We start from the raw sequence: 25,039 nt of genomic DNA on the forward strand, positions 1-25,039 counted from the left end.
CTCTGCCCCCTGCCCCCTGCCTCCTTCAAGAAACTTGTATCTCTTGTAGCTTTGCCACCATTTCTGCACGCGCGGAAACTTTCAACTTCCGAAACATCCTCTTCAAAGCTTGTTTGACAGAATTTTGCGTAATCCAAAGTTTTTCTCCGATTTCCGCATTCGTTAACCCCTGTGCCACCAACTCGGCAATTTCTAACTCACGCGCTGTTAGAGGACTTACTAAAAGGGAATTAGATATTTTGGGTTTTGTTCGTAAGGTTGCCATTTTTGCTGACAAATGAATGCATAAAGCACTCAAGTCAGCTAAATCGTTACCATTAAAGGCAGGATTTCCCTTGTCACGTGCCAAGTTAAGGGTTCCTATCAGACGACCATCGCAAACAATTGGCCCAGTCATCACGTGTTCGTGGTCAGAACGCGAACAAAAATGCTTCCAGTCTCCTGGCGATAATAATAACTGTTCGTGGGCGGGAGCATGACGCTCAACCACATAGCGCCCCACTGGATTGCTCTCTAAACATACTGCCGGAATGCCTGGAACATTAATCTCAGTGGTTGGCTGCTCATCTAGGAGATAAATACCCCAATTTTGCACGCCAAAATGCTCGCTAATTTGATCCGTGAGAGCGAGTCTTAACTCTTGCTCATTCTGGACATTAGCGATCGCATGAAATACAGCGTGTAGAGAATTAGCCATAAGTGTACCCAGTTGGGGACTATCCAAGCCTCAACAATTACTTCTATGCTAATACCAAGCAAACTAAAACGCTAATTACAGTAGCGACTAGGAGAAGCACATGACAGTTACACAACTCTCTGCTCAGGAACTTTTCCGGGCTGCTTATGAAAACCGTTATACTTGGGACAAGAATTTCCCTGGTTATACCGCAAATATTACCTTTAAGCATGATGATAAAGTGTTTACAGGCAAAGTTATCATCAGTGCCAATCTCAAAGCTGAAGTTTTGGATGTAGATGATGAGTCAGCCCAGAAAGCAATTCATGGTCAAGCCTGGGAGATAGCAATTCACCGCATCCGCCGCAGCTTTGAAGACACCCACAGCGCCAATACGTTTAGCTATGGTAAAACTGACGAAACTGGTGCGGTTGAGCTTTTAATGGGTGGTAAGGCTGAGGGCGATAAATACAAAGTCCGCAATAATGAAGTCTGCCACGTTCACCGTCTAATCCACGGTACTTTTGTTACCATTGACACCTTCAGCAGTCACGACACCGGGGAAGGTTATCTATCCCATACCTATGACTCTGTGTACAATGACCCGAAAACTGGGGAACAGAAGGGCGGTAGAAGCGAATTTATTGATGAGTATGAAAAAGTTGGTGACTATTTCATCCTAAATCGTCGGGAAATTCGCACCGAGACAGCAGGACAATTTTCTACTCAGGAATTTATTTTCTCTGACATTAAATTGTTGGAACCTGTTGCCGCTTAAGCTGTATTCTGTAATTCAAAAATTAGTGATCGCTCTTGAGTTAAAGGGAGCGATCGCTTTTATTTTTTGGGGATTCCATGCATAGCTGTAGCCCATCCTAGACATCGCTCAATCACGTTAAGAAATCACGTTAAGATACTTTATTAGGTGTTCCTAATAAGCGTGGTAATCTACTTATGAGTCAACTTGAAAACATTCAAGCTGAGTATGAAAAGTTTCCTGAAGCATTGGAGAGTGTAATTATTAGCACCGTGAGCGCACAAGCAATACCCAATGCTAGTTATGCTCCCTTTGTAATGGATGATTCCAAAAATATCTACATTTATGTCAGTGGTCTTTCGATTCATACCAAAAATCTTTATGCCAATCCTCATGTTAGTGTCTTGTTTATCGAGGATGAAGCTAAAAGTAATCTAATTTTTGCTCGTCGTCGTTTGAGTTTTGATTGTACGGCAACTTTGATAGAGCGTGAAACTGACAATTGGAATCAAATTGTTGAGCAATTTCAAGGGCGGTTTGGTGAAATTATCGAAGTTTTGCATGGCTTGTCTGACTTTCGGATTTTCCGGCTAACTCCTAGTGAAGGTCGTTTTGTAGTTGGTTTTGGAGGAGCATATCATATTAGTGGCGATAACCTTCATCAACTCGTTCAAATCACAGGAGATGCCGATAAAAAGTAAGGGTAAATGCTGAATTATGAATTGCAATAATTTAGCAAGAATTCAGTGTAATTGATATATTGATTCATCAAATGTTCTCCTGATTCTTGAACTATTCAGACAAATGTATTTTGATTCCTGAATTAGTTTGACTGTATGCAAATTCAAATAAACTAAACTTTTTAATTTTATGCTTCAGTTTCAACCTCCTGGCTTTGGACATAAAGTCATCCATACATTCTTGGGGGCAATGGTTTACTATACCCAAACGAATGCACCTTGGGCGATTGCTGACACTGAAGATTTACCCCCATTACTATTTCTCCATAACTTTGGTGGGGGAGCGTCTGCTTATGAATGGTCTAAAGTTTATCCGGCTTTCGCCTCTAATTACCACATTTTAGCCCCCGATCTCATCGGCTGGGGAGAATCGGCCCATCCAGTTCGGGATTATAAAATTAGGGATTATCTCAGTACGATCGCAGAGTTTATCATCCAAACTTGTCGCCAGCCGGTGACAGTGGTAGCCTCATCTCTCACAGCCGCTTTTGCTATCCGCCTAGCTATTGTTCAACCCAATTTATTCAAATCACTGTTTTTGGTTTCCCCTTCTGGATTTGATGATTTTGGGCAGGGTGCTGGACGCAGACTTCCGCTTTCGGTAATTAATGCGCCTCTGTTGGACAATTTTATTTATATGCTTGGTGCTGAAAATGAAATTGCAGTCCGAAATTTTTTACAAAGTTTTCTCTTTGCTAAGTCACAACGAGTATCTCAAGAAATGGTAGAGGCTTATTTAATCTCGGCACAACAACCTAATGCCAAGTTTGCTGCTTTGGCGTTTTTGCGGGGCGATCTTTACTTCGATCTGAGTTTATATATTCAACAATTAACAGTTCCCACAGTCATTTTTTGGGGAGAAAAAGCACAATTTACCGACATCAAATTAGGACAACGCTTGGCAAATTTAAATACAAGAGCAATTCGAGATTTTTATGCGATCGCAGATACCGGAATATTACCTCATTTGGAAATACCAGAAGTTTTTATTGGTCTATTGCAGCAGCATCTTTAAGAATTAGGAAAGATTTTCATAGTCAACCTAAGTAATCTAGTTACAATAGACGACGACTGGAATCATACACCAAAAAACCGATCAGTATGTAGTAGTTAAATTAATTGCGAAAGTAGTCACCATACACTCTATTTAGCACCGTGATGCATTCTAATATCCTGATAGCACATCCTTCAACCACCACGATCGCGCTCGTTGGTGCTGGCTTTAGTGGTTCTTTAGTAGCGGCTCACCTGTTAAAAACTGCCAACCGCCCCCTATTGATTAAACTGATTGAGCGCAGTCACGACATTGGCAAGGGAGTCGCCTACAGTACGGACACCATCAGCCATTTGCTGAATGTATCCGCAGGCAAGATGAGTGCCTATCCCGACGATCCTAGTCATCTGCTGCGCTGGTTAAACTATAATCGCAGTGAGTTAGGAACATTTCTGCCTAGTGACCTGAATGCCAGCAGCTTTATTCCCCGTCAGATATTCGGGCTTTATATCCAGTCGATTTTGGAGGAAGCTGAAGCCACGGCATCGAGTAACGTCCGGCTAGAGCGCGTCATCGATGAGGTGGTGGCAGTGGAGCCACAAGCCAAAGGCGCGATCGTCTCCTTGAGTAGCAGCCGTACTTTCGTGGCAGACAAAATTGTACTGGCACTGGGAAACGCACCTTCCGCCCCTCCCGGATCTCAATCCTCTGAGGACAATGACACCCCCTACCTACGTCATGCCTGGTCAGCCGAGGCGTTGGCAGAACTGAAGCCTGATGCGCCTGTATTGCTGATTGGCACTGGGCTGACGATGGTGGATATGGTGGTGTCACTCCACGAGCGCAACCATCAAGGCAAAATTTATGCCGTGTCTCGCCGGGGATTGTCTCCGCTACCGCATCAATCGACTAAACCCTACCCCGCCTTTTTGACCCCAGATACAGCGCCGAAAACAGTTCGCGGCTTGCTACGGGGTATTCGCAGTGAGGTGCAAACGGCAGTAGTGCAGGGCTACAACTGGCGATCGGTGATTGATTCCCTGCGTCCGATCACCCAGCAACTCTGGCAACAACTGCCCCTCGTGGAGCAAAAACGGCTTTTGCGCCATGTCACCCCCTATTGGGATGTACATCGCCATCGAATTGCCCCCAAAATTGCCAAGATTGTCCAGGTAATGCTGGATTCTGGGCAACTAACTATTACCGCAGGGCGCATTCAGGATTATCAGGCGGCATCTGAGGCCGTGGCAGTGACCGTTCGCCAGCGCCAAACGCAAAAAAATCAGGTCTTGCAAGTCAGCCGCGTGGTGAATTGCACCGGGGTACAGGCAAATTATCAGCGATCGTCCCAATCGCTAATTGCCAATTTACGCACCCAAGGATTGATCCGCCCCAACAATATTGGTTTGGGTTTGGATACTACCCCTGATGGTACTGTATTAGATGCTCAGGGTAAACCTTCAAGCCTACTCTATACCTTAGGCACTCCCCGCAAAGGCAATTTGTGGGAAACGATCGCTGTTCCCGAACTGCGCGACCAGGCCCAGGCATTGGCGACAACGGTGTTGCAGTCCTTACCTGTGCGGGTGCGTCCCCTTTCGCCAATTTCTCGCGCCACTGAACAAGAATATAGCGACCTTCGACTTGCCATACCTCAGTCAACACTATTGTTTCGCCAATTCTTTGACCCAGAATCTAGCACCTACACCTATCTGATTGCGGACAGTCAGACAAAAGATGCGGTGCTGGTAGATCCAGTATTGGAGCAGGTTGACCGTGATTTACAAGTGCTGGATGACTTCGGGTTGAGTCTTTGCTACTGTTTGGAAACTCACATCCATGCTGACCATATCACTGGTGCTGGCAAACTCAGACAGCAAACCGGTTGTCAGGTGATGGTGCCTCAAAATGCCACTGCTAGGTCTGCGGATTGCTCCCTTGCCGATGGCGAAACCTTAATCGTGGGGGCGGTGCGGATTGAGGCGATCGCGACACCAGGGCATACCGACGGACATCTGGCTTATTTAGTCAACAATACCCATCTGTTAACGGGGGATGCCTTGTTGATTCGCGGCTGTGGACGCACAGACTTTCAATCGGGCAATGCGGGTACTCTGTACGAGACAGTGACGCAAAAGTTATTTACTCTCCCAGAGGAGACCCTGGTTTATCCCGCCCATGACTACAAAGGGCGCACTGTTTCTACTATTGGTGAAGAAAAACGTCTCAATCCCCGATTTGCCAATCGCAGCCGCGATCAATTTATTGCAATCATGAGCCATCTGGGTTTGAGCTATCCCAAAAAGATGAATCAAGCCGTACCCGCCAATGAATACTGTGGCGATTTTATGCCCGAAGGGAGTCTGAGCAATGGTACGAGTTTGGCGATTGATGTAGATCGTGAAAAAGTAGAAAAAACGCTATCAACTAATACTGAAATTTATGAGGACTACTTTGCTATGTACATTTAAGAGTATTGTGGCTACCTAGAGAGAAACTGCGCGTTTAATGCTTTAGTAATGCGATCGCCAGAAGATTCTAAGTGAGCTAAGGTGTAAATATCAAGACTTTCGCCAAGTTGTTTGAGTCTGACATCAATCGCTTTTTGGAGTTGGCGCAATGCATACCAAGCCAATGTCCGACCATCTTCAGGTGTATTAGTAGTACCCAACATCATCTCTAGCAAAATATTCAGATGTTCCCGTTGCAATGAACGGCGGATGCTAGAAATTGGCTTTGGTTCTCCTGGGGCGAAAACTTCTGTCCAGATGCCTGTTTGCAGGGTGTCGAACAATTCTGGCATGGAAAGCGCTTCTCCAGGCAGGGTTTTTAATTCTATATCTTGTAACCGATTCAGGCGATCGCTGTCTAATAGCGATCGCAATATCCCACTTTGAAAACTCAAAATGCGATCGTGAATTGGATAATCAAGGCGGTTATTAGGTGCAGAACTACCCCAGTGTTCCCAACGTGACGGTGCTAGTTGATTAAGCAATTGTGGTGAAAAGCTGAAAGCATTTTCGGCAAATACATACTCTTGTAACTTTGTCAACGCTTGACGTTGTTTTAAAAGTGAAACTGGTACAAATGCCCAAGCATCATCATTGGTATGGAGACGCCGAAACGATTGTCCGCCAATGTATTTAGAAAGCAAAGTGGCGTTCCGAAAATAATATTTAAGTACTTTATTGAATTTCAGGCGCAGGTTACTATAGCTTTCTCCTTTCAAGAGATAACCCTTATCGAGACGCTGCCACATAAAACGAGCATTATCCATTTGCCACTGTGAATAAAGTAGCACATCACTACTCATATCCCAGACATTTGCTAAAGGATTGATATCCCAGATATCTTCATCAGTTGCGTAAGATAATTCTGGTTGAGGCGACGCTAATGCAATCTGGTCTAAAAAACTTTTTTCTGATTCTGGAATCGTTACTTCAAGTGCTGTTGCTGGAAATTTTTTATAACCATACTCAATTGCCCATTCATCATAAGGCCCAATAACTCCGGGGAAATAGTCACCTTGCTGTACTCCCTGTGGTGCTATATTCACAGGTACATAATCCATCACCGAACCTACTAAACCTTTGGTGTGAGTGATTTCAGTATTATTTAATTCTTGTGGCGCTAACATGGTGCTGCCATAAAAGTTGTGATGCAAACCCAGAGTGTGCCCGACTTCGTGAGCGATGAGAGAACGCAAATATTGATGCACATACTCCTTCATCGTTTCACTACTAGGTGTAGTGTTTGGCAACATTGACAACGCCAGCGCCCCCATAGCTGCTTGATTTGAAGACTCCATGCCATAGCAGGACTCAGAGGAGAAAAACAGAGCAGAGGAAGATGATGCAAAGAATCTATCCAGGTATTTCCCTGCGTGTTCATGTCCTTTCATCTTTTCTGGACATGAATTTGCCTCCATCAATGCATGATATTCTTGCTGAACTAAACGCACCATATTGGCATCCACAATAATATCTGCATCCAATATTTCCCCGGTGAATGGGTTGACGCGCATCGGGCCTTTGGCAAAACCTGCATCTAAAGAATTGAACCAGCGAATAGTATTGTAATGTACATCTGCTGGTTTCCAATCAGCATCATCTGGCATTTGCTGCACTTCAATAGCATTTTGAAATCCGGCTTTTTCAAATGCTTTGTTCCACATCAAAACGCCTTCACGAATCGCATCTCGGTATTTTAGTGGTACAGCATTTTCAATCCAATACACAATTGGTTTTTTGGGTGGGGATAAAGGGGCGCTGGGATCAGATGGTTCTAAATGCCAGCGATTAATGTAACGTACAAATGATTCACGAGCATTATTATCAGAAAAGTCTTGGAAAGCAGTAGTAAAATATCCAACTCTATCATCGGCAAGTCTGGGAATATAACCATTGTTTTCTCTCAACTGAGAAAAACTGTAATGTACCTTTAGAGTAAGTGCCCTACTATCGGGTACAGTGATTAAATTTGAGCCTTCTAGTGATGAAAAACCATAAATCGAATCAATCTCTATGTTTTCTGGGAAGCTGTTAACATCACCAAAATATGACTTGCGTGCATCTAAGCGGTAATCGGCTTGCAAAGAGTATTTTAATAGAGGAGTTAATCCAGGAAAATCCTGCATTAGCAGTCCATTCAGGTCGATCAGAATATTTTGATTTTTGGGATTGATAGTGGCTATTTCCAGTGAATAAAGAACTGAATCGCTAAATGAACGAGCAAGCGATCGCTGTTCTGGTGTACTGTCTGTACGGAATTTTACATTCCGCAAAACAAAATGCAATCTATTATTTATTCTTCGGAAGTAAAAAATAAAATCAGAAAGAGGTAATCCACTATAAATCCCACTTTCCCCTATGCCTGATTCCAATGTCACTATAGCTAGGTAGTTTTTATTTAGCTGCTCTGGCTTAAGTTCTAAGAAAACTTTTCCCGAATCCTCGCTGCAATAAAGTGTGAAGAGTCCTTCTAGTTTATCTATCCGATTAACAATCCCATTAAATCGGCAAAAATCTTCCTTTTTAATCTCAGTAAGATACTTGTCAGCACTTGCTACGTTTTCAACTACTGGCAGTGGATTTAATTGCTGTACATCAATATTAGAAGTATTTGAAAGTTGGTTTGCTTCTGCATAATCATTTGATAGCAACAAGCTATACAGTAATACTATACAGATTACTAATTTCGTTATCCAGTATTTCATCCTTTAGCTTTCCACCTGAAGCAGTTCTCGTGTTAAGGAAAAATGTTAAGTAGTTTTTTCTCTGTAAGCCCTTCAAATGTTTAGGGATTACAATCTAAATCCACTCAGTCAGATAAACAATGACTCTAGAACAGCACAGCAGAAATCCAGCTACCATCTTAATTAACTAGACAAATTGTTCAAGCAACTTGTTAAAGGTAGGCAAACTTCTGCCACAGTGTACTAGCCTAAAAGTCATGTAACTGTTGATTGTTATTAGTAACTATTTCGGAATTATCCATAAGCATCTATCTTTTAAGGTTGATAATTTTTACAACCAAAGATATATGTTTTTTTTATTTCTACCTGTATTAAAAACTAAATGTTGTATGAAAAATGTATTTAGTGCTACATTTAGCAGCCAAAGGAATCTCAAGCATGATTTATAAACAAAGAATAATAATGATAAGAAAGCTACTATTGAACATTTAAATGCTTTTTTTCGGATGAATTTTGGAAATTTATGCTAATCTCAACCGTTTTCTCAGATAGTCAATTGTTCTCAATGGTCTTCAAAGCGTCATTCCCACGCAAAATCGGCTTTTTTGCCTAATTATCGACCTTTTGCTCTAGGCAACCACAAACCAGTCTTGAATGATTTGCGTTATTTTGTGTATAAGTAAAAGTGAGTACACCAATTTCTACCGCTTGGGTGATGTCAAAATCAAGCAATCTATGAAAAACATGGTGGTTAACTAAATATTCCAGTTAATACACATCTGGCGAAATTAAATATGCATTATCCAGAACCCTTGTAGAGAGCTAGCATTGCTAAGTTTCTAGATTCTTTTTCACCTCTATGAATGGTTTGATTTAGTTGATTTGCTTGTGGATGATTGGTATAATCTCATCTAAGATATTTCATAACTGAGATATGCCTTTTGTTAGAAGGATAATTATTTTTTTATAGGTAATCTTTATTTGTACTCCAAAAAACAAACTAATTCGGCATGATAAATTTGATTTCTAGGACTATTAGTCAAATCAGTTCCCTCCTTAAAGGACTTCAAATAAAAGGTTTTTTGGCTGTTGTCATAGTTGGTTTTCTAGTGCTGACGACGAATGTTGCTTCTGGGCAAAGTAACACAGGCTTAAAAGAAAGAGTTCGCGAACAGATACAGCAAGATGATTCTCAAAGACCGAGAACAATCGGGGAATGGAATAAAGAAGCTCGTGAAACCGAAGGTGCTCCTGGTAAACGACTTAAAAAGATTGGAGAAGAGTCAGCAGAAGCCTTTAAACAATTTGGATCTGGCTACGTAGAAGGTGCTGGGAAAACTGCTAATGATGTAGGGGAAAGTGCAGCACAAACAGGCAAAAAAATCTTAGACTAAGTTCGCCGTTAAATGCATTCCAATCTTTACTTGGCAGTAAGTACTAATAACTTTTCGCCAATAAATCAGCAATATTAGGAAGCCTGGTATCTAACCAACAAACTCTTCTAATATTTGGGTAAAGCGTTCACCCTTACTGATGATAGATTGTAGCATTTCGTCAGTTGCATTAAATATAGGTTTTTAGTAGGGGCGTACAGCTAGCTGTATACCCCTACTGCGTATTATAATTTCACGTCCGTTTGATTTCCTATTAAACTCGAAGAACCCCAAAGACTCAAAACTATATTTTGTTTACTGTTGCTTTGGCTTATTAGAGGCTGCTACCTGCTGGTTTGACTGGAGGCAGTAACCCACCTACAAGAGGATTACAATGCCGAGCCATCCAACAATATTTAACTCACAGTTGGTTGCTTCTGTCAATGCGTAAGTGATAAATTGAGCCATTTCAAAGATTAATAAGTAGTGCTTTTTTATCCGCTATTATAATTAAGCTAACATCTATCCAAGGAAATACCTTTGAATAATCTTTTAATTTGGCAATAGACTTATAATTGCTAAACTCTTTCATTTGGCACTTGTCAAGGATTATTTTGGCTTTGAACGATCTTCTTTATGATTTTAAGACATCTGTCTTCAGTAGGGTAAAACTGCAAATGTAAATTTGATAACATTATTAAGAATAAATAAATAATTGCGATTTGGAGTTAATCATGACATCTACACAAACCAGCGATCCAACTATTCGTGAACACGTTCAAGCTTGGCAAAATTTAAATGTAGATATACAACTTGCTTTGTTTTGGTTTATCTATAAAGAAATGGGGAGTTCAATTACTCCAGCCGCTCCTGGAGCCAGTACTGTTTCTCCAGAAATAGCTGAAGGTTTATTTAATCAAGTTAAGGAATTATCTCACGAACAACAATTACAAGTTCAGCGTGATTTGATTAATAAAGCGGATAGCGAAATCTCTCGTGAATATGGCTCTTTGGGTGATACTACAAAACTCCTGTTTTGGTATCGATTATCTCAAGGGATGGATAATGGCACTATCATTCCTGTACCTGCTGATTATGAACTTCCTTCCGAAGCTAAACCATTGTTTGGTAAAATTCAACTCTTAGAGTTTGAGCAACAGATGACTCTTTTCCGTGATTATGTCTCGCCAATGGGTGCTGAAGCATCAAGTGTTGGAATTTAGCACTTTTGAACTTGTTTAGGATGTTGAGGGTATCTATTAAGTTATTTATACCCTTCTCTTAAAACTTTCTAGATTCGCCAGTCGCTTAATATAAAGCTAAATTTTGATGGCTGGCGTATTTAGGAATTTTTATTTCATTACTTTGAGATGTTTATGACTTCTATAAACATAAAATTTTTAGAAGAAAGTGTATCAAAATTGGTTAATTTGGATATAGAAACTCGCTTGATAGTTATAGCGTTACTGTATACTAATAACTATCTCATGCAATTCCAGCGATCGCTCAAATAATTAGCTTGGAAGATTGAAGCTGTGGATAAGTTTAAGTTGATTTTAGTAAGCTAGCAGAATTAACATCTAAAAACAACGTCGCTTGGGGTTGTTGACGGAGAATAGAAGCCGGACAGTCTTTACCAACGTAACTTTCCAGCATTTCTCTTACCACATTCGCTTTACGTTTTTCTGGAGCAAGACAGATAATTTTTTTAGCTGAACAAATTGTTGGAATGGTGACAGTAAAAGCATACTGTGGCACATTTTCTAAATTCGGAAAGTGACCTGTACTTACTTGTTGCTGACGGTTCATAGTATCCAGTTTCACCAGTTTAACACTATAAGGATCTTGAAAATTTGCGACAGCTGGATCGTTAAAAGCTAAATGTCCGTTTTCGCCAACACCAAGACAGCATAAGTCAATCGGTTGTGCTTGCAATAATTTAGTGTAGCGATCGCACTCTGTTACTGGTTGTAATGTATCACCTTCTATATAGTGAAATTTCTTAGGATTAACTCGCTTCTCTACACGTTCTCGCATATAACGCCGAAAACTAGCAGAATGGTCAGCAGTAATTCCCAAATATTCATCTAGATGGAACAAAATAATCCGTGACCAGTCTACACCACCCAATGCAATCAAAGCATCAATAAATTTGAGTTGGGAGTTACCTGTGGCTAACAACACAGCAGCTGTATCCTGCTGCTTGAGAACTTGCTGTAAATATTTTTGCACGATTTCGGCAACATCCTCGGCCATTTCGACTTCAGAGTTGTAAATCTGCACTAATAAATCATCAACGTGAAAAAAGTTTGTGGCGGCTACCATTTGCTTACGAAGAAGGTTATCGATTATACGGCAGTTTTCTCTGAGGCTTTAGCTGTCTGCCCTTATATGCCCTATCCAGTATAGATTTTAGGATTTAGCAGATTAATTTCTGACTCTTGAAATTTTCTTCTCCAGTCCCTAATCCCCGTATTAACGAAGGAATAATTACTAAAGACAAAAAACAATGTAAACTATTTAAATTAAGTTAACAATTATTTACATTCTACCCAAAAATTATGCTGGCTGCAATTCTCTTTGACCTAGACGGGACTATTGTCAACACTGACCCTATACATTACCGAGCTTGGCAGGAAATGCTGTTAAATTACAGCATAGAAATAGATGAAACATTTTATAAATCCCGAATTAGTGGAAGGCTAAATCCAGAAATTGTTAAAGACATTCTGCCACAATTATCAGCACTAGAAGGGCAAAGATTTGCAGACGAAAAAGAGACGCTTTTCCGCAAACTCGCCCCACATCTCAAACCGCTAAGTGGATTTTCTGAACTACTAGCATGGACAGATGCACATCAATTAAAACGTGCATTAGTAACTAATGCCCCTAGATTAAATGCAGAATTTATGCTAGAAGTTTTGGGGATCAAAGAAGCTTTCCATACAATTGTTTTAGCGGATGATTGTATTGCAGGTAAACCCGACCCTGCACCCTACCAAGTTGCCCTGAATAAATTGGGGATTACAGTAGAAGAAGCGATCGCTTTAGAAGACTCTCCCTCTGGTATTCGGGCAGCCGTGGGCGCAGATATCCGCACCATTGGCATCGCCTCCACCCACGATCCGCAAATTTTGCAGTCAGTCGGTGCATTTATGGCAATTCCAGACTTTACTGATTTGCAATTGTGGACATTCCTAAACTCACTCATTGAGCAAGATTTAAGTGCGATCGCTTCTAATTTTTGAGGGCAGGGGGTAGGAGGCAGAGGGGCAGAGGAGCAGAGGAGCAGAGGAGCAGGGGGCTAAGTTCCAAGTTACGTCCGCAAGTATCAAAGCCTCATTAATGAGGATCAAAGACTCATTAAAGGAGTTCTAAGCCTCATTAATGAGGATCAAAGACTCATTAAAGGAGTTCAAAGCCTCATTAATGAGTATCAAAGACTCATTAAAGGAGTTCTAAGCCTCATTAATGAGGATCAAAGACTTAATTAATTAGGATTTACGCACAGGTAATGAAAAACTTTCCCCTCATCCCCCATCCCCAAAAACGCCACTTTTTAACCGAGCCATATCACGCAATGGTGGTGCGCCGAACAACCGACTGTATTCACGGCTGAACTGTGAGGGGCTTTCATAACCTACGTAATGACTAGCTGTTGCCGCATCCATACCTTGCCCCAGCATCAGGCGACGGGCTTGTTGAAGCCTAAGCTGTTTTTGATATTGCAAAGGACTCATGGTGGTGACTGACTTGAAGTGATGATGCAGGGACGAGGGACTCATGCACGCTTCACGAGCGATCGTATCGATCCGAAATGGTTTTTCGTAGTTCCATTTAAGCCAGTTAATCGCTCTGCTAATTGCTTGGAGTTGTTTATCGACTAAAGCAATCTGTCGCAATCTAGCACTGTGTTCGCCTGATAACAAACGGTAGAGAATTTCTCGAATAATCAAAGGTGCGAGGATGGGAATATCTTCAGGTGTTTCCAACAACCGTACAAGTCTGATTGCAGCATCAAGCAGTTGGGGGCTAACAGGATTAATAGACAAGCCCGGTTTTAGTGGTTGGTTAGCGGGAGCGTCTAGTTTTGCCTCCATCATCAGTGTGCTGAGTTCTCCCGGATCTAAATCGAGCCGAAGGCATAGATACGGAACGGTTGGCGTTGCTTCAATCACTTGACCGACGACAGGCAGATCGATGGATACCACCAAATATTGGTCTTGACCATAAACATACAGATTGTCTGCCAACATTACCTGTTTCTTGCCCTGAGCGACAATGCACAGGGAAGGCTCATGCAGGTCATGAAGAGGCGCAGTTGGTTGTGAGGAGGAAAACAAGAACAACCGCTCGATCGCTGTGGGATGCACACCATCTCCATTACTGTTCTGTACAATCAGAGCGGCTAGCTCGGACTGCTGCTTTCTAACAGTCTGTTCCATAATGTCGTTTAAAATCCTTATGAAACTAACATTCAGGGCAGCCGCAATCTCTTCAGCCGCCTCGGTTAGCTGATCTTTTTATGATAAACAATAAAGGAAAATACAGGATTAGGCAAGAATTCCGCAGGTTCAGATTACCGCATCAAGCTTTGACTCTCTTAGATTAAAAGTGTGCTAGAGATTACAACGACTTGGAGATACGGTTTTATGACTACCAACGAAAACACTGGCAAAGAACAGAAAGTCGTACTGATTACAGGTGCAAGCAGTGGTATCGGTGAGGCGACAGCACGTCTACTCGCTCGTAAAGGCATCCACGTTATTCTGGGCGCACGACGCACGGAGCGGCTAGAAACCCTCGTAGCTACAATCCGCTCTGAGGGCGGCTCGGCGGAGTATCAGACCCTTGATGTCACCGATCGCGCCAACTTCCAAGCCTTTGTAGAATTTGCTCAGAGCAAATTTGGCCGCATTGATGCGATCGTCAACAATGCAGGCGTTATGCCGCTCTCGAAGCTAGAAGCGCTGAAGGTTGATGAATGGGACTGGATGATTGACGTGAACATCCGTGGCGTACTCAATGGCATCGCTGCTGGGCTACCGCTGATGAAACGCCAGGGATTTGGCCAGTTCGTTAACCTGTCCTCCATCGGCGGACACGCTGTCTGGCCAACTTGTGCCGTTTACTCAGCCACTAAGTTCGCTGTGTTGGCAATTTCAGAAGGGCTGCGTCAGGAAAATACCGACATTCGCGTTACGGTCATCTCGCCGGGTGTAACAGAGTCGGAACTCGCCGATACCATTACTGACGCCGAAGCTGGCAAAAGTATACAGGAATTTCGCAAGATTGCCCTTCCGGCGGAAGCGATCGCCAGAGCGATCGCCTTTGGCATCGAGCAACCAGATGACGTTGATGTGAATGAGATTATTGTGCGCCCCACAGCCAGCGTATAGTTACGCAAAGATGCGGTGAATTTTCAACCTCACCTCGCAGTAAAACAACACAGAAGCGATATATGACTACCCAAAATCAAATTCAACCTCGCCAACTTGGTTCTAAAGGTCTAACTGTTTTCCCCCTAGCTCTCGGATGTATGGGTATGTCTGGTGTGTACGGTGCAGCAGACGAAAACGAAAGTATTGCAACTATCCAGGCAGCTCTTGACCACGGGATGACATTATTGGATACTGGCGATTTTTATGCCAGTGGACACAATGAGATGTTAATTGGCCGGGCAATCAAGGAGCGTCGAGACAAAGCCTTGGTTTCGGTGAAATTCGGCGCTTTACGTACTGCCGATGGCGGATGGCTTGGTATAGATACCCGCCCTGCTTCGGTGAAAAACTTTGTAGCTTATAGCCTTACCCGATTAGGAGTAGACCACATTGACATCTACCGTCCGGCTCGATTAGACCCGCAAGTTCCCATTGAAGACACTATCGGCGCGATCGCCGAGTTAGTCAAGGCTGGCTACGTCCGACATATCGGGTTATCGGAGGTGGGAGCGGACACCATCCGCCGCGCCCACGCCATTCACCCCATCAGTGACCTACAAATCGAGTACTCCCTGATTAGCCGTAGTCCTGAGAGCGAGATTTTTCCTGTACTGGAAGAACTTGGTATTGGCGTGACTGCCTATGGCGTGCTGTCGCGAGGACTGCTGAGTGGCTCCACTCCAGCCACGCAGGGCGATTTTCGTGCCTACTTACCACGCTTCAGCAAAGAAAACCTTGCCCAGAACCAACGCCTAATCGATGAACTAAAGCAAATTGCCACCGAGAAAGGAATTCTTCCTTCGCAGTTGGCTATTGCCTGGGTACTTGCCAAAGGCAAAAACATTGTGCCAGTCATCGGGGCACGCAAGCGCAGCCAACTTTCCGAATCGTTGGCGGCTTTGGATGTGAACCTATCCCCAGAGGACTTAACCCGCATTGAAGCAGCAATTCCCGCATCTGCGATCGCAGGTACTCGTTACGATCAACATCAGATGCAAATGCTAGACAGCGAACGCTAATGCCTAACAAAGTACTTAGAGGGTTTGTAATGAGTTAGCGCGTTCTGCTCTACGAGACGCTTCCTAAAGGGTTTCCCCATAAGCGACACTTTCGCGTTGGGTAAGCAATTTAGTGCTTAGGAAATAAAGACTAAAGTCCTTACTACGAGCCTCTACTTATTTTTCAGCCAGAATTGCGTAAATTTCCCGTTTAACTTGCTCTAAAAGCTCACGCACCCGATTTATCCGCTCCATATTGCCACTACGAGCAACCTGCACCACCGCAGCAGCTAACTCTGTAGCGGCATTTCGTAACTCAATAAACTCTTGGGGTTTACCTGTAACAAAACTTTTGAAGGTATCCCAAGGAGTATCTGAAGGTTCTTGTTGGGTACGTTCTGCTAATAATTGTTTACCCTCATCCGTAATCGTATAAATCCGCTTGCCCCCTTCCTGCGCGCTCTTGAGATAACCACCTTCTTCCAACAATTGCAGTGTTGGATACACTGAGCCAGGACTGAGGCGACGAAAACCACCATAGCGAGTTTCCATCTCTTTAATCAGATCGTAACCATGACTAGGATGCTCGGATAACAATTCCAGCAGAATGAACTTGATGTCACCCCGACGAGTCCGATATTCATCTCCCCAACCACGACCAAACATTTCATTGCCAAAGTGTTTCTCATGATGTCTACCATGATGCTTGTCATGCCCAAACCAAGACCTAACAAGCAATGAATCCTCTTCGCTTATTCCTGCCCATGCAGGTGCGCCAAAACGTGACCGAAAATGTCTAAACATAAGTGAATCTCAAATCAACTTTCTCCAATATACGATATATCGCGATATATTGCGATATATCGGAATATAATTTTGATGAAGATTTGTAACGAAGGCAATTTCGACTGGCTAAGAGTCTGTACTTGTTCAACAAAAGACTCTATTTACGACGTTTAATCGTAGATTAAGCATTTTTGCTCAACTATGAAGTAGTAGGTGTAACAAAGAGTTCACTCCACAGACCAAACCATGTAAAAATACAGGGTTTGGTTTTTTCATGCCACTTACTTACAGCAGTTTTCATGTATTTGAACCACACCTATCGTAGGGGCGCAAGGCCTTGTACCCCTACTGCGTGGTCTATTTACCTGAAAATAGCTGTAATACATCTATCTTGTATTTCTAGATAAAATATGTATAAGTACGAGATATTTTAGTTAATATTTTCTTGAGATTGGTGTTAATTACAGATGTGAATATCAGAATTTATTGCTAGTTAAAATTATTAAAACTAATTTTGTAAATTTATAAAATACTTTATTTTTTTGTATAGATTGTGAACTTAACTTGGGAATACTAAGTGTAAGAAAAGTTAAAATTATACAAAAATTTATGATTACTTAACTTTTTCTACTAGCATTCGCTGCTAAATAATCTAAATTCCTTTTTTGAACCACAGTAGGGAACTAATCGGCTTCAATCGAAGCTGACTAAGTTCTCTCAAAACTTTCATTGAACCCAACAACAGTTTATTTACACTTGCTTGATTCGTATACCAACCATCTAAATCAGTTTTTAACTGCTTATTACAGCAATAAAACTAGTAGATGCCGATATCCCGGTTAGTTAAGAATCACTTTCGATTTAATACTATTCGGATAATATAAACTCGCCTGGATTCAAGGGAGTGAAGGAAAAAATAGTCTCCCTTTTAAAGAAAGCCAGTGTGTTGCAAACTTTCCTAAATTTATAGGGACAGGTGTTAGCTTTGCTTACCACCAGTTTTCTATTCAAGAAAAGCTGATTAAATATTTTTGTTTGGGTTGAGATAACAATGTTAGTAACTGACAGTGGCGAACGTGGTAGTGGCAGATAGAACGAGTGTAAAGTTCTCTCTCGATTATTTGCAGTAATTTTTGAGTATTGCGGTCAAAAAAGTGAAATACCTCGTACTTTAGTCGGGAGATGAACTTAAATCGCAGCAATGACTTTGCTAATGGCACAATTGAATGGTGTGAGTTCGACTTGACGAGTGCCTTCATGTCCATAAGTCAAACTCACGCTCAGATAACTATCTGGCTTGTAGGGTAATCGTTTTGCCCATTCAACTGCCACAATTCCTGGTATGACTTCAACACCTTCCCAGTAACTTTCTAAATTTAGGGTTGCAACTTCTTGCGGTTCTAAGCGATATAAATCTAGATGGTAAAGGGGAAAGCGCCCTTCTGTGTACTCATTAATCAGCGTGAAAGTCGGACTGACAATGGGTTCAGCAATTCCCAAACCTTTACCAATGCCTTGAACTAAAGTAGTTTTACCAGTGCCTAAATCACCTTCTAATAAAATTACGCTGCCAGGTGTCAGGGATTCGCCAAGAGTAATACCTAAGCGCAGGGTTGCTTCTGTATCTGCAAGAAAAATTTTCATGATTGAGGTATTGGGCATTACTGATTAGTCTAAACAAATGACAAATGACAAATTTTCATTTTCCTTAATTTTGAATTTTGAATTTTGAATTTTGAATTCCCCGAAGGGACTGAGTTCTACCGTACCACCGCAATAACACTTGTGCTAGTTTCTGCGGATTGTGACGTACAAAACCTGTTTCATCTTCATACAAAACATTAGCTGGAACAATCCGTCGCCCTAGTTGAGTTACGGCTTCTCTATCGAGGAAAACGGGATGGGAGTTTTGTTGGGCGTAGCGGATAAGTGATTGCGCCGAAGGGGATTTTTTGTGTATTAATACAGCATCGAATAGCCGTCTTTGTCCACAAGCAGCATCAATTGCTCTGATATGATCGGCCACAGTGTAGCCTTCAGTTTCTCCTGGTTGAGTCATTATATTGCAGATATAAATACGGGGGGCATCTGATTGAGCGATCGCATCGGCAATTTCTGGTACTAATAAATTAGGAATCAGGCTTGTATAAAGGCTGCCTGGGCCAATAATGATGTAATCAGCTTCTTTAATTGCCTTAATAGCTGCTGGTACCGCCGGAGGATTAGCCGGAATGCAGCCAATTTTGACAATTTTACCGCCAGCTTTAGGAATACTAGACTCCCCCTCAATCCGACGACCATCGGCTAATTCTGCCCAGAGGCGAACATCACTGAGAGTTGCTGGTAGTACTTGTCCCCGCACTGCTAGAACTTTAGAACTGGCTGCAACTGCTTGTTCTAAATCTCCAGTAATATCACTCATTGCCGTTAAAAACAAATTGCCAAAACTGTGACCCGTTAACCCATCTCCAGCCCGAAAACGGTATTGAAACAATTCTGTTAATAACTTTTCTTCATCTGCTAGTGCAGCCAAACAATTGCGAATATCCCCTGGTGGTAGCACTCCAAATTCTTGACGCAAACGCCCAGAAGATCCACCATCATCGGCGACAGTGACAATTGCAGTAATATTAGCGCTGTAGGTTTTCAGTCCCCTCAACAACGTAGAAAGTCCTGTACCACCGCCAATTACCACTATTTTTGGACCTCGGTACAATCGACGATGGGCCAGCAAGACATCAATGAGTTCCTCTCCGCCTTCTGCTCTTAGTACCTTAGTAATTGAGCCTACGGTGCGAGTTTGTCCCCAAAGCACTAACAGCAAGCCGCCAAGCAGCACTAAAGGCCCACTGATATAGTTCGGTAAGAGGTTGGTGATGACTCCCAAGAAACCTCTAACCAACTCAATCATCCAAAAAATTGGGGTCAGCTTAATCCAAATGGCTAACCCCAAACTCGCTAGCAGTACACCCCCAACACTAATCAATAACCAACGTTTTACCGATAGTCCAGGGGATAACCATTTGAACCACTGGTTAACCCGATAAGAAGTACGAGAGCGCGACTGCTTTTGCAGGGCGTTGAGGGCTTGTCTGAGAAAACCAATTGACATACCTGATTTGGAGCAGTGCTACAAACAATAATTAACAGAAAATCTACACCACTTGGTTTAAAACACCAGGCGTGAAACTATTATATTTGTCAATCCTATTAGACTAAGAGCAAGTCGTGAAGATTGCCAGTATTCCTAGTTAAACAATACCCTGGCTTGGTAAAAGTGAATTTAATGGAAAAACGAATTTTAGGATTAGATCCAGGACTGGCAATTTTAGGATTTGGGGCAATTAGCTGCACACAAAATCTCAAAAAGGTGCAAGAGACTACAGTAAATATGCTGGATTTTGGAGTAATTAAAACGTCAGCAGATGTAGAAATGGGACAGCGTTTATGTACCTTGTTTGATGATTTACACACCGTGATGGAGGAATTTCAACCAGATTTAGTAGCGATCGAGAAACTATTCTTCTATCGTATGTCAAGTACAATCCTGGTTGCACAGGCGCGGGGTATAGTCATTTTAGTATTAGGCCAGCGTCGTCTTCCTTATGTAGAGTTTACTCCGGCTCAAATTAAACAAGCTTTAACAGGCTATGGTAATGCTGATAAGTCAGAAGTGCAAGAAGCGGTGGCGCGGGAGTTGGATTTAGATGAAATTCCTAAGCCAGATGATGCTGCGGATGCTTTGGCAGTGGCTTTAACGGCTTCTTATCAGCTGTAGTTATGTACACAAACAATATAGTGGTCGTGCATAGTATCAACAATGCCCACTTCTCATTACTTCATTACTGTTGAGAAGGTCTAAGTCTATCCCGCCAAGATGGTTGTGACGGTGAAGAACTTGAAGAACCAGAACTATTTGCGGGAGACGACTCTCGCCGAGTTCTTCGAGGTGGGGGAGAATCAGATTCTACTCTTCTAGCTCGTCGCCGTGGAGTAGATGATTCTGAGGAGGAGTTACTAGAACTTGATTCGCTGCGATCGCGCCTTCTCCGTCTTGGGGTATAATCGCTTGCTTGCTGTTCTTCTTGAGAATAGCTTCTCCTTCTTCTACGTCTCCTAGATGAACTACTCTCCTCAGAATTAGAATTTCTTGCTCTTTCCCCTTCTGAGTCATCATCATCAGAGGCAATAGAACGATTCAGCACTTGTTTGGGCTTGATGGACTGGGCTTTGATAGTACCTTTGCGACCTTCTAACTTGGGTCGTTTGGGAAACTTTTCTACGGGCATCCCCTTTACCGCTTTTTCCATAAATTCGTGCCAGGTGTAAGCGGCACTACTACTACTGCCATCAGTAGGGTGGTTGTCATCGTTACCTAACCAGACCCCTGTCACCATCTGAGGAATGTAGCCAATAAACCATAAATCGCGGGCTTCGTCTGAGGTGCCAGTTTTACCGGCAACTGGTCTATTATCTAATTGGGCAGCACCACCAGTTCCCGCTTCGACGACGTTGCGTAGCATCCAAGTCATGATGGCGGCACTGTCAGCGTCAAGGGCCCGTTTTGACTTGAAATTAGCCGACCAGATGACTTTGCCTTGGCGGTTGAGAATGCGGGTAATACCATGAGGTTCTGCGTGCAATCCAAGAGTAGCAAAACTACCATAAGCGCTGGTCAACTCTAGCAGATTAACTTCATTTGAGCCGAGTGCTAAAGAGTAGGTGGGTTTGAGTTCAGATGTTATCCCCATATCGTGGGCAAGTTTAATCGTTGGGGTAAATCCCACATCAATCAACACCTTCACCGCAACAATATTAACAGAGCGGGTGAGGGCATCTCGGATGTTCATTGAACCGTGGAAGTTTTCACTATAGTTTTTCGGTTCATAGCCATCTACGACAAAGGGCGCATCTTCGTAGCTATCGTAAGGGCTTTTACCGCTAGCGATCGCAGTAGCATATACAAACCCTTTAAATGTCGATCCTGGCTGCCGTTGTGCCTGGGTAACTCGATTAAACTGATTTTTACCAAAGTCTTTTCCCCCAACCATTGCTTTAATTTCACCGTTTCGGGGGTCTATGGCCACCATTGCAGCTTGCTTAAAGTTTTCCCAGCGTCCTTGATTTCGCAATGTTTTCGCAACTGCCTCTTCTGCCACCTTCTGCCAACTTGGGTTGAGTGTGGTTTCTACTACTAGACCCCCACTTTTGAGCACATTAGCAGAAACATACTTGGGCAATTCTTTTTGGATGTAGCTGGTAAAATAGGGTGATTCTACTTGGACTCGCTTGGGTGAACTGCTTTTGAGGATTAATGGCTCCTGAACTGCTGCCTGTCTTTGCTCTGGTGTAATTACTTTATCTTCTTGCATCCGTAGTAATACCAAGTCCCGCCGCCGTTTTGCCGCTTCAGGATTTTTGTCTGGGGCATACAAGCTAGGAGCAGGAGCTAATCCAGCAATCGTTGCCATTTGGGCGAGAGAAAGTTGATCTGGCGACTTACTAAAGTATACCCAGGCCGCATCTGCTACACCATAAGCTCCAGATCCCAAATAAACCAGATTCAGGTAACGCTCTAAAATCTGATCTTTGGTTAATTCTTGCTCCATTTTTTGAGCTAGGCGGACTTCTTTGAGTTTGCGCCAAATTGTCTGTTCTTGTTTCAAAAACAGAATCCGCGTTAGCTGTTGGGTGATGGTGCTACCACCTTCTACCACACCTTGCGATCGCAAATTATTCAAACCCGCTCTGACAATCCCTTGCGGATCGACTCCGTTGTGTTGCCTAAATCTTCTATCTTCTGAGGCGATGAAAGCTTTTTTTAAGTTATCTGGTATTTGTTCTAGCTTTAGCTGTTCTCTGGTCGCTTCACCTTGTTGTTGTAATATCGTGCCATCAGCAGCTTTAATGGTTAGTGTTTGCTCTCGAAACACAGCATTCAACTCGGACTTATTTGGCAAAGTCCGATCTATTAAACTGATGCCGTAGATCGAGGCAACTATCCCACCACTAATACCCAAACCTGCCCAAAACCAGAAGCGGCGATAGAGTGGTTTAGCGCCAGTTGCCCGATTGACCTTCATCCTAGATGGTAAAATTTTCATTTTGCTCAGTAACTGCCTCGTCTGCGCCAGATGTGCTGGTAGTAAGCTCTCATTCGTTCCTCCTTGTCCAAAGGTCACTCAAATTAGTTGGTCTTCGCTTGAACCAGGAAGTAAGCTTCCCCACGTCAGTTCCTCGCTCAAAGTAGTAACCATATAACCACCATCAATCAATTTGAGGGTTATAGCACTACCATTGTGTTAGTATAATATCCTATAAATAATTAACTAAATTCACTAGAAAATAATGTTTTTTAAATTTGGTTAATTTAGTTTTGTAAAAAATGTTGCAATTTTGATAACTACTGCGAATATAAAAGCTATTGACAAGTATCCGCAAAGACAGCCCGAAAACGGCTTATTTCAGAAAAGCATAATGTCTACACTGAGCTACGACGAAGCAGAGCTAAGACGAAGCGCCGTTGCTCTTGGTAGTAATATTGGCGATTCCCAGACAATTTTAGAAGCAGCGATAGAGACTTTAGCCCAAACGCCAGGTATTGTTTTAGAAGCCAGATCCCATTGGTATCAAACCAAAGCTGTCGGGCCACCACAGCCAGATTACCTCAATGGCTGCGTCACATTGCAGGTAGAAATACTCCCGCAGCAGTTATTAGAAATTTTGTTAGGAATTGAACAACAATTTGGGCGCGTGCGTCAGGAACGCTGGGGGCCACGAATTTTAGATTTGGATTTGTTATTATATGATGACATTACTTTGGATACACCAAATCTGCAAATTCCCCATCCACGAATGCGGGATCGGGCCTTTGTGTTAGTCCCACTGGCAGAAATTGCCCCAGATTGGATAGAACCAGTTTCCGGGTGTGTTATTAAAGATCTGCTGAAAGAGGTAAACTGTTCTGATGTACATTTATGGATGGCCAATTAAAATTACTATCCTTAAAAGCAGAAGAACACTGATTTTGCCTCTGTATTCACAGATAATCAGATTTTACTATGCCATTAGGTAGAGAATTACCACAACTGCTGAAACAACGCCTGTTTCATAAAGGACGCAAGTTTGATTTTGAAGTTAATCGTTTGCGTTTGCCGAATAAATCGGAAGGAGAATGGGAATGTATTCGTCACCCTGGTGGTGCCTTAGCTGTACCAGTGACAGCAGAAGGTAAACTTATACTGGTGCGCCAGTACCGTTTTGCAATTCAGGGACGGATATTAGAATTTCCGGCGGGGACAGTAGAAGCAAGTGAAGAGCCTTTAGAAACAATACAGCGTGAAATTGCCGAAGAAACTGGCTATAGTGCCCAAAAATGGGATAAATTAGGCGAGTTTTTCCTAGCTCCTGGCTATTCTGATGAAATTATCTATGCTTTTCTGGCGCGAGATTTAGAAAAGCTGGAGACACCACTACTACAAGATGCAGACGAGGATATGGAAACTGTGTTTATGACTCCTGAAGAATTAGAAAAAGCTATTCTGGAGGGAGAGCCGGTAGATGCTAAATCAGTTTCTAGCTTTTTTCTGGCGCGTCCGTTTTTAGGTTAACACCCTGATGTTGCTAGAGTTAGCGATCGCAGATGCGTATGGTGCAGGCTTTGAATATGCAAACGAAGCGATCGCTAACAATGATTTGAGTCGATACGTTGAACATCCGCGTTTTCGACTCAATCCTAGCAGCTATACTGATGACACCCAGATGAGTATTGCCATTGTGGAAGTGATTGTCAGTAGACCGAAAAGTTCTGCGTTAGCGAAGCTCACCGAAGGTATCGCTTTATAACGATACCTATAAATCAGTCGGCAATTCATAAGTTTACTTTATAACTTAACAAAAGCGATCAACTTTTTACACTTTTGAATAAACGGTATTATACACTACTATTTTTAGCATACTCAAAATCCTATGGATTGACTTGTGCTTTGAATCAAAACTTGGTTCTTGGCAACTTTTGGTGATCTTGGTTGTGGGAAGGCAGAGGGCAGAGGGCAGAAGGCAGAAGAAAGAAAGGAATAAG

At 42.6% G+C, this 25,039-nt stretch carries 22 protein-coding genes; 14 read left to right on the forward strand and 8 right to left on the reverse strand.

The features are described 5' to 3' along the window. Window positions 1-25 precede the first annotated feature (25 nt). A complete protein-coding gene (locus tag ACFE93_RS26525) occupies window positions 26-697 on the reverse strand; it encodes a LuxR C-terminal-related transcriptional regulator (protein WP_375477767.1) in 672 nt (223 codons plus the stop codon). A 100-nt stretch (window positions 698-797) separates the two neighbouring features. Here ACFE93_RS26525 and ACFE93_RS26530 point away from each other — a divergent pair, with 100 nt between their 5' ends. From ACFE93_RS26530 to ACFE93_RS26545, 4 genes are all read left to right on the forward strand, one after another. Next, window positions 798-1,454, forward strand: coding sequence for a DUF3386 domain-containing protein (locus ACFE93_RS26530; RefSeq protein ID WP_292869577.1), 657 nt, complete (start codon window positions 798-800; stop codon window positions 1,452-1,454). A 176-nt stretch (window positions 1,455-1,630) separates the two neighbouring features. Beyond that, window positions 1,631-2,134, forward strand: a complete 504-nt coding sequence (locus ACFE93_RS26535) for a HugZ family protein (RefSeq protein WP_375477769.1) — start codon at window positions 1,631-1,633, stop codon at window positions 2,132-2,134. 169 nt (window positions 2,135-2,303) lie between these two features. Next, complete coding sequence (locus ACFE93_RS26540) at window positions 2,304-3,188, forward strand: alpha/beta fold hydrolase (RefSeq protein WP_375477771.1); 885 nt, start codon at window positions 2,304-2,306, stop codon at window positions 3,186-3,188. 143 nt (window positions 3,189-3,331) lie between these two features. After that, entirely contained in the window at window positions 3,332-5,638 is a 2,307-nt protein-coding gene (locus tag ACFE93_RS26545) for an FAD/NAD(P)-binding protein (RefSeq protein WP_375477801.1), read from the forward strand. A gap of 11 nt (window positions 5,639-5,649) precedes the next feature. On the opposite strand, the gene ACFE93_RS26550 is transcribed toward ACFE93_RS26545, so the two are convergent. Next, window positions 5,650-8,382, reverse strand: a complete 2,733-nt coding sequence (locus ACFE93_RS26550; RefSeq protein ID WP_375477773.1) for a zinc-dependent metalloprotease — start codon at window positions 8,380-8,382, stop codon at window positions 5,650-5,652. Between the two features lie 989 nt (window positions 8,383-9,371). Here ACFE93_RS26550 and ACFE93_RS26555 point away from each other — a divergent pair. The 3 genes from ACFE93_RS26555 to ACFE93_RS26565 all read left to right on the forward strand — a co-directional run bounded on the left by ACFE93_RS26555 (window position 9,372) and on the right by ACFE93_RS26565 (window position 11,248). Further along, window positions 9,372-9,755, forward strand: coding sequence for a hypothetical protein (locus tag ACFE93_RS26555; protein ID WP_375477775.1), 384 nt, complete (start codon window positions 9,372-9,374; stop codon window positions 9,753-9,755). Window positions 9,756-10,468: 713 nt separating this feature from the next. Continuing rightward, window positions 10,469-10,957, forward strand: coding sequence for an orange carotenoid protein N-terminal domain-containing protein (locus ACFE93_RS26560; protein WP_375477777.1), 489 nt, complete (start codon window positions 10,469-10,471; stop codon window positions 10,955-10,957). A gap of 153 nt (window positions 10,958-11,110) precedes the next feature. Further along, window positions 11,111-11,248 (forward strand): hypothetical protein, encoded by a 138-nt coding sequence (locus tag ACFE93_RS26565; protein ID WP_375477779.1) that lies wholly within the window; start codon window positions 11,111-11,113, stop codon window positions 11,246-11,248. 31 nt (window positions 11,249-11,279) lie between these two features. On the opposite strand, the gene ACFE93_RS26570 is transcribed toward ACFE93_RS26565, so the two are convergent. Next, complete coding sequence (locus ACFE93_RS26570; protein WP_375477781.1) at window positions 11,280-12,059, reverse strand: glucosamine-6-phosphate deaminase; 780 nt, start codon at window positions 12,057-12,059, stop codon at window positions 11,280-11,282. A 236-nt stretch (window positions 12,060-12,295) separates the two neighbouring features. Here ACFE93_RS26570 and ACFE93_RS26575 point away from each other — a divergent pair, with 236 nt between their 5' ends. Next, window positions 12,296-12,982, forward strand: a complete 687-nt coding sequence (locus ACFE93_RS26575; RefSeq protein WP_375477783.1) for an HAD family hydrolase — start codon at window positions 12,296-12,298, stop codon at window positions 12,980-12,982. A gap of 282 nt (window positions 12,983-13,264) precedes the next feature. On the opposite strand, the gene ACFE93_RS26580 is transcribed toward ACFE93_RS26575, so the two are convergent. Continuing rightward, window positions 13,265-14,179: an AraC family transcriptional regulator N-terminal domain-containing protein gene (locus ACFE93_RS26580; protein ID WP_375477785.1), complete on the reverse strand. Its 915-nt coding sequence runs from the start codon at window positions 14,177-14,179 to the stop codon at window positions 13,265-13,267. Window positions 14,180-14,386: 207 nt separating this feature from the next. On the opposite strand from ACFE93_RS26580, the gene ACFE93_RS26585 reads away from it, so the two are divergent. After that, window positions 14,387-15,133 (forward strand): SDR family oxidoreductase, encoded by a 747-nt coding sequence (locus ACFE93_RS26585; RefSeq protein WP_292869597.1) that lies wholly within the window; start codon window positions 14,387-14,389, stop codon window positions 15,131-15,133. Window positions 15,134-15,195: 62 nt separating this feature from the next. Beyond that, window positions 15,196-16,194: an aldo/keto reductase gene (locus ACFE93_RS26590; RefSeq protein ID WP_375477787.1), complete on the forward strand. Its 999-nt coding sequence runs from the start codon at window positions 15,196-15,198 to the stop codon at window positions 16,192-16,194. A gap of 156 nt (window positions 16,195-16,350) precedes the next feature. Here ACFE93_RS26590 and ACFE93_RS26595 read toward each other — a convergent pair whose 3' ends face one another. The 3 genes from ACFE93_RS26595 to yvcK form a co-directional block, all read right to left on the reverse strand. After that, complete coding sequence (locus ACFE93_RS26595; RefSeq protein WP_375477789.1) at window positions 16,351-16,977, reverse strand: PadR family transcriptional regulator; 627 nt, start codon at window positions 16,975-16,977, stop codon at window positions 16,351-16,353. A 1,170-nt stretch (window positions 16,978-18,147) separates the two neighbouring features. Continuing rightward, window positions 18,148-18,603, reverse strand: a complete 456-nt coding sequence (tsaE, locus tag ACFE93_RS26600) for a tRNA (adenosine(37)-N6)-threonylcarbamoyltransferase complex ATPase subunit type 1 TsaE (RefSeq protein ID WP_375477803.1) — start codon at window positions 18,601-18,603, stop codon at window positions 18,148-18,150. A 64-nt stretch (window positions 18,604-18,667) separates the two neighbouring features. Then, on the reverse strand, window positions 18,668-20,071 hold the full coding sequence (yvcK, locus tag ACFE93_RS26605; RefSeq protein WP_375477791.1) for a uridine diphosphate-N-acetylglucosamine-binding protein YvcK: 1,404 nt from the start codon (window positions 20,069-20,071) through the stop codon (window positions 18,668-18,670). Window positions 20,072-20,245: 174 nt separating this feature from the next. On the opposite strand from yvcK, the gene ruvC reads away from it, so the two are divergent. Further along, entirely contained in the window at window positions 20,246-20,737 is a 492-nt protein-coding gene (gene ruvC / locus ACFE93_RS26610; protein WP_104908654.1) for a crossover junction endodeoxyribonuclease RuvC, read from the forward strand. A 64-nt stretch (window positions 20,738-20,801) separates the two neighbouring features. On the opposite strand, the gene ACFE93_RS26615 is transcribed toward ruvC, so the two are convergent. Then, entirely contained in the window at window positions 20,802-23,063 is a 2,262-nt protein-coding gene (locus tag ACFE93_RS26615; RefSeq protein ID WP_375477793.1) for a transglycosylase domain-containing protein, read from the reverse strand. A 373-nt stretch (window positions 23,064-23,436) separates the two neighbouring features. Here ACFE93_RS26615 and folK point away from each other — a divergent pair, with 373 nt between their 5' ends. The 3 genes from folK to ACFE93_RS26630 all read left to right on the forward strand — a co-directional run bounded on the left by folK (window position 23,437) and on the right by ACFE93_RS26630 (window position 24,804). Continuing rightward, entirely contained in the window at window positions 23,437-23,952 is a 516-nt protein-coding gene (folK, locus tag ACFE93_RS26620; RefSeq protein ID WP_375477795.1) for a 2-amino-4-hydroxy-6-hydroxymethyldihydropteridine diphosphokinase, read from the forward strand. Window positions 23,953-24,020: 68 nt separating this feature from the next. Beyond that, on the forward strand, window positions 24,021-24,569 hold the full coding sequence (locus ACFE93_RS26625) for an NUDIX hydrolase (RefSeq protein WP_375477797.1): 549 nt from the start codon (window positions 24,021-24,023) through the stop codon (window positions 24,567-24,569). 7 nt (window positions 24,570-24,576) lie between these two features. After that, window positions 24,577-24,804 carry an ADP-ribosylglycohydrolase family protein gene (locus ACFE93_RS26630; protein WP_375477799.1) on the forward strand — a complete coding sequence of 76 codons (228 nt, stop codon included), beginning with the start codon at window positions 24,577-24,579 and terminating at the stop codon, window positions 24,802-24,804. The last annotated feature ends 235 nt before the right edge of the window (window positions 24,805-25,039 follow it).

It is taken from the genome of uncultured Nostoc sp. (assembly GCF_964247315.1).
Lineage (GTDB): Bacteria > Cyanobacteriota > Cyanobacteriia > Cyanobacteriales > Nostocaceae > Nostoc.

What these genes read in the sequence shown, in the direction of transcription:
- ACFE93_RS26525 (WP_375477767.1), bottom strand. Translation starts at nt 697, where the DNA reads ATGGCTAATTCTCTACACGCTGTATTTCATGCGATCGCTAATGTCCAG.
- ACFE93_RS26530 (WP_292869577.1), top strand. Translation starts at nt 798, where the DNA reads ATGACAGTTACACAACTCTCTGCTCAGGAACTTTTCCGGGCTGCTTAT.
- ACFE93_RS26535 (WP_375477769.1), top strand. Translation starts at nt 1,631, where the DNA reads ATGAGTCAACTTGAAAACATTCAAGCTGAGTATGAAAAGTTTCCTGAA.
- ACFE93_RS26540 (WP_375477771.1), top strand. Translation starts at nt 2,304, where the DNA reads ATGCTTCAGTTTCAACCTCCTGGCTTTGGACATAAAGTCATCCATACA.
- ACFE93_RS26545 (WP_375477801.1), top strand. Translation starts at nt 3,332, where the DNA reads ATGCATTCTAATATCCTGATAGCACATCCTTCAACCACCACGATCGCG.
- ACFE93_RS26550 (WP_375477773.1), bottom strand. Translation starts at nt 8,382, where the DNA reads ATGAAATACTGGATAACGAAATTAGTAATCTGTATAGTATTACTGTAT.
- ACFE93_RS26555 (WP_375477775.1), top strand. Translation starts at nt 9,372, where the DNA reads ATGATAAATTTGATTTCTAGGACTATTAGTCAAATCAGTTCCCTCCTT.
- ACFE93_RS26560 (WP_375477777.1), top strand. Translation starts at nt 10,469, where the DNA reads ATGACATCTACACAAACCAGCGATCCAACTATTCGTGAACACGTTCAA.
- ACFE93_RS26565 (WP_375477779.1), top strand. Translation starts at nt 11,111, where the DNA reads ATGACTTCTATAAACATAAAATTTTTAGAAGAAAGTGTATCAAAATTG.
- ACFE93_RS26570 (WP_375477781.1), bottom strand. Translation starts at nt 12,059, where the DNA reads ATGGTAGCCGCCACAAACTTTTTTCACGTTGATGATTTATTAGTGCAG.
- ACFE93_RS26575 (WP_375477783.1), top strand. Translation starts at nt 12,296, where the DNA reads ATGCTGGCTGCAATTCTCTTTGACCTAGACGGGACTATTGTCAACACT.
- ACFE93_RS26580 (WP_375477785.1), bottom strand. Translation starts at nt 14,179, where the DNA reads ATGGAACAGACTGTTAGAAAGCAGCAGTCCGAGCTAGCCGCTCTGATT.
- ACFE93_RS26585 (WP_292869597.1), top strand. Translation starts at nt 14,387, where the DNA reads ATGACTACCAACGAAAACACTGGCAAAGAACAGAAAGTCGTACTGATT.
- ACFE93_RS26590 (WP_375477787.1), top strand. Translation starts at nt 15,196, where the DNA reads ATGACTACCCAAAATCAAATTCAACCTCGCCAACTTGGTTCTAAAGGT.
- ACFE93_RS26595 (WP_375477789.1), bottom strand. Translation starts at nt 16,977, where the DNA reads ATGTTTAGACATTTTCGGTCACGTTTTGGCGCACCTGCATGGGCAGGA.
- tsaE (WP_375477803.1), bottom strand. Translation starts at nt 18,603, where the DNA reads ATGAAAATTTTTCTTGCAGATACAGAAGCAACCCTGCGCTTAGGTATT.
- yvcK (WP_375477791.1), bottom strand. Translation starts at nt 20,071, where the DNA reads ATGTCAATTGGTTTTCTCAGACAAGCCCTCAACGCCCTGCAAAAGCAG.
- ruvC (WP_104908654.1), top strand. Translation starts at nt 20,246, where the DNA reads ATGGAAAAACGAATTTTAGGATTAGATCCAGGACTGGCAATTTTAGGA.
- ACFE93_RS26615 (WP_375477793.1), bottom strand. Translation starts at nt 23,063, where the DNA reads ATGAAAATTTTACCATCTAGGATGAAGGTCAATCGGGCAACTGGCGCT.
- folK (WP_375477795.1), top strand. Translation starts at nt 23,437, where the DNA reads ATGTCTACACTGAGCTACGACGAAGCAGAGCTAAGACGAAGCGCCGTT.
- ACFE93_RS26625 (WP_375477797.1), top strand. Translation starts at nt 24,021, where the DNA reads ATGCCATTAGGTAGAGAATTACCACAACTGCTGAAACAACGCCTGTTT.
- ACFE93_RS26630 (WP_375477799.1), top strand. Translation starts at nt 24,577, where the DNA reads ATGTTGCTAGAGTTAGCGATCGCAGATGCGTATGGTGCAGGCTTTGAA.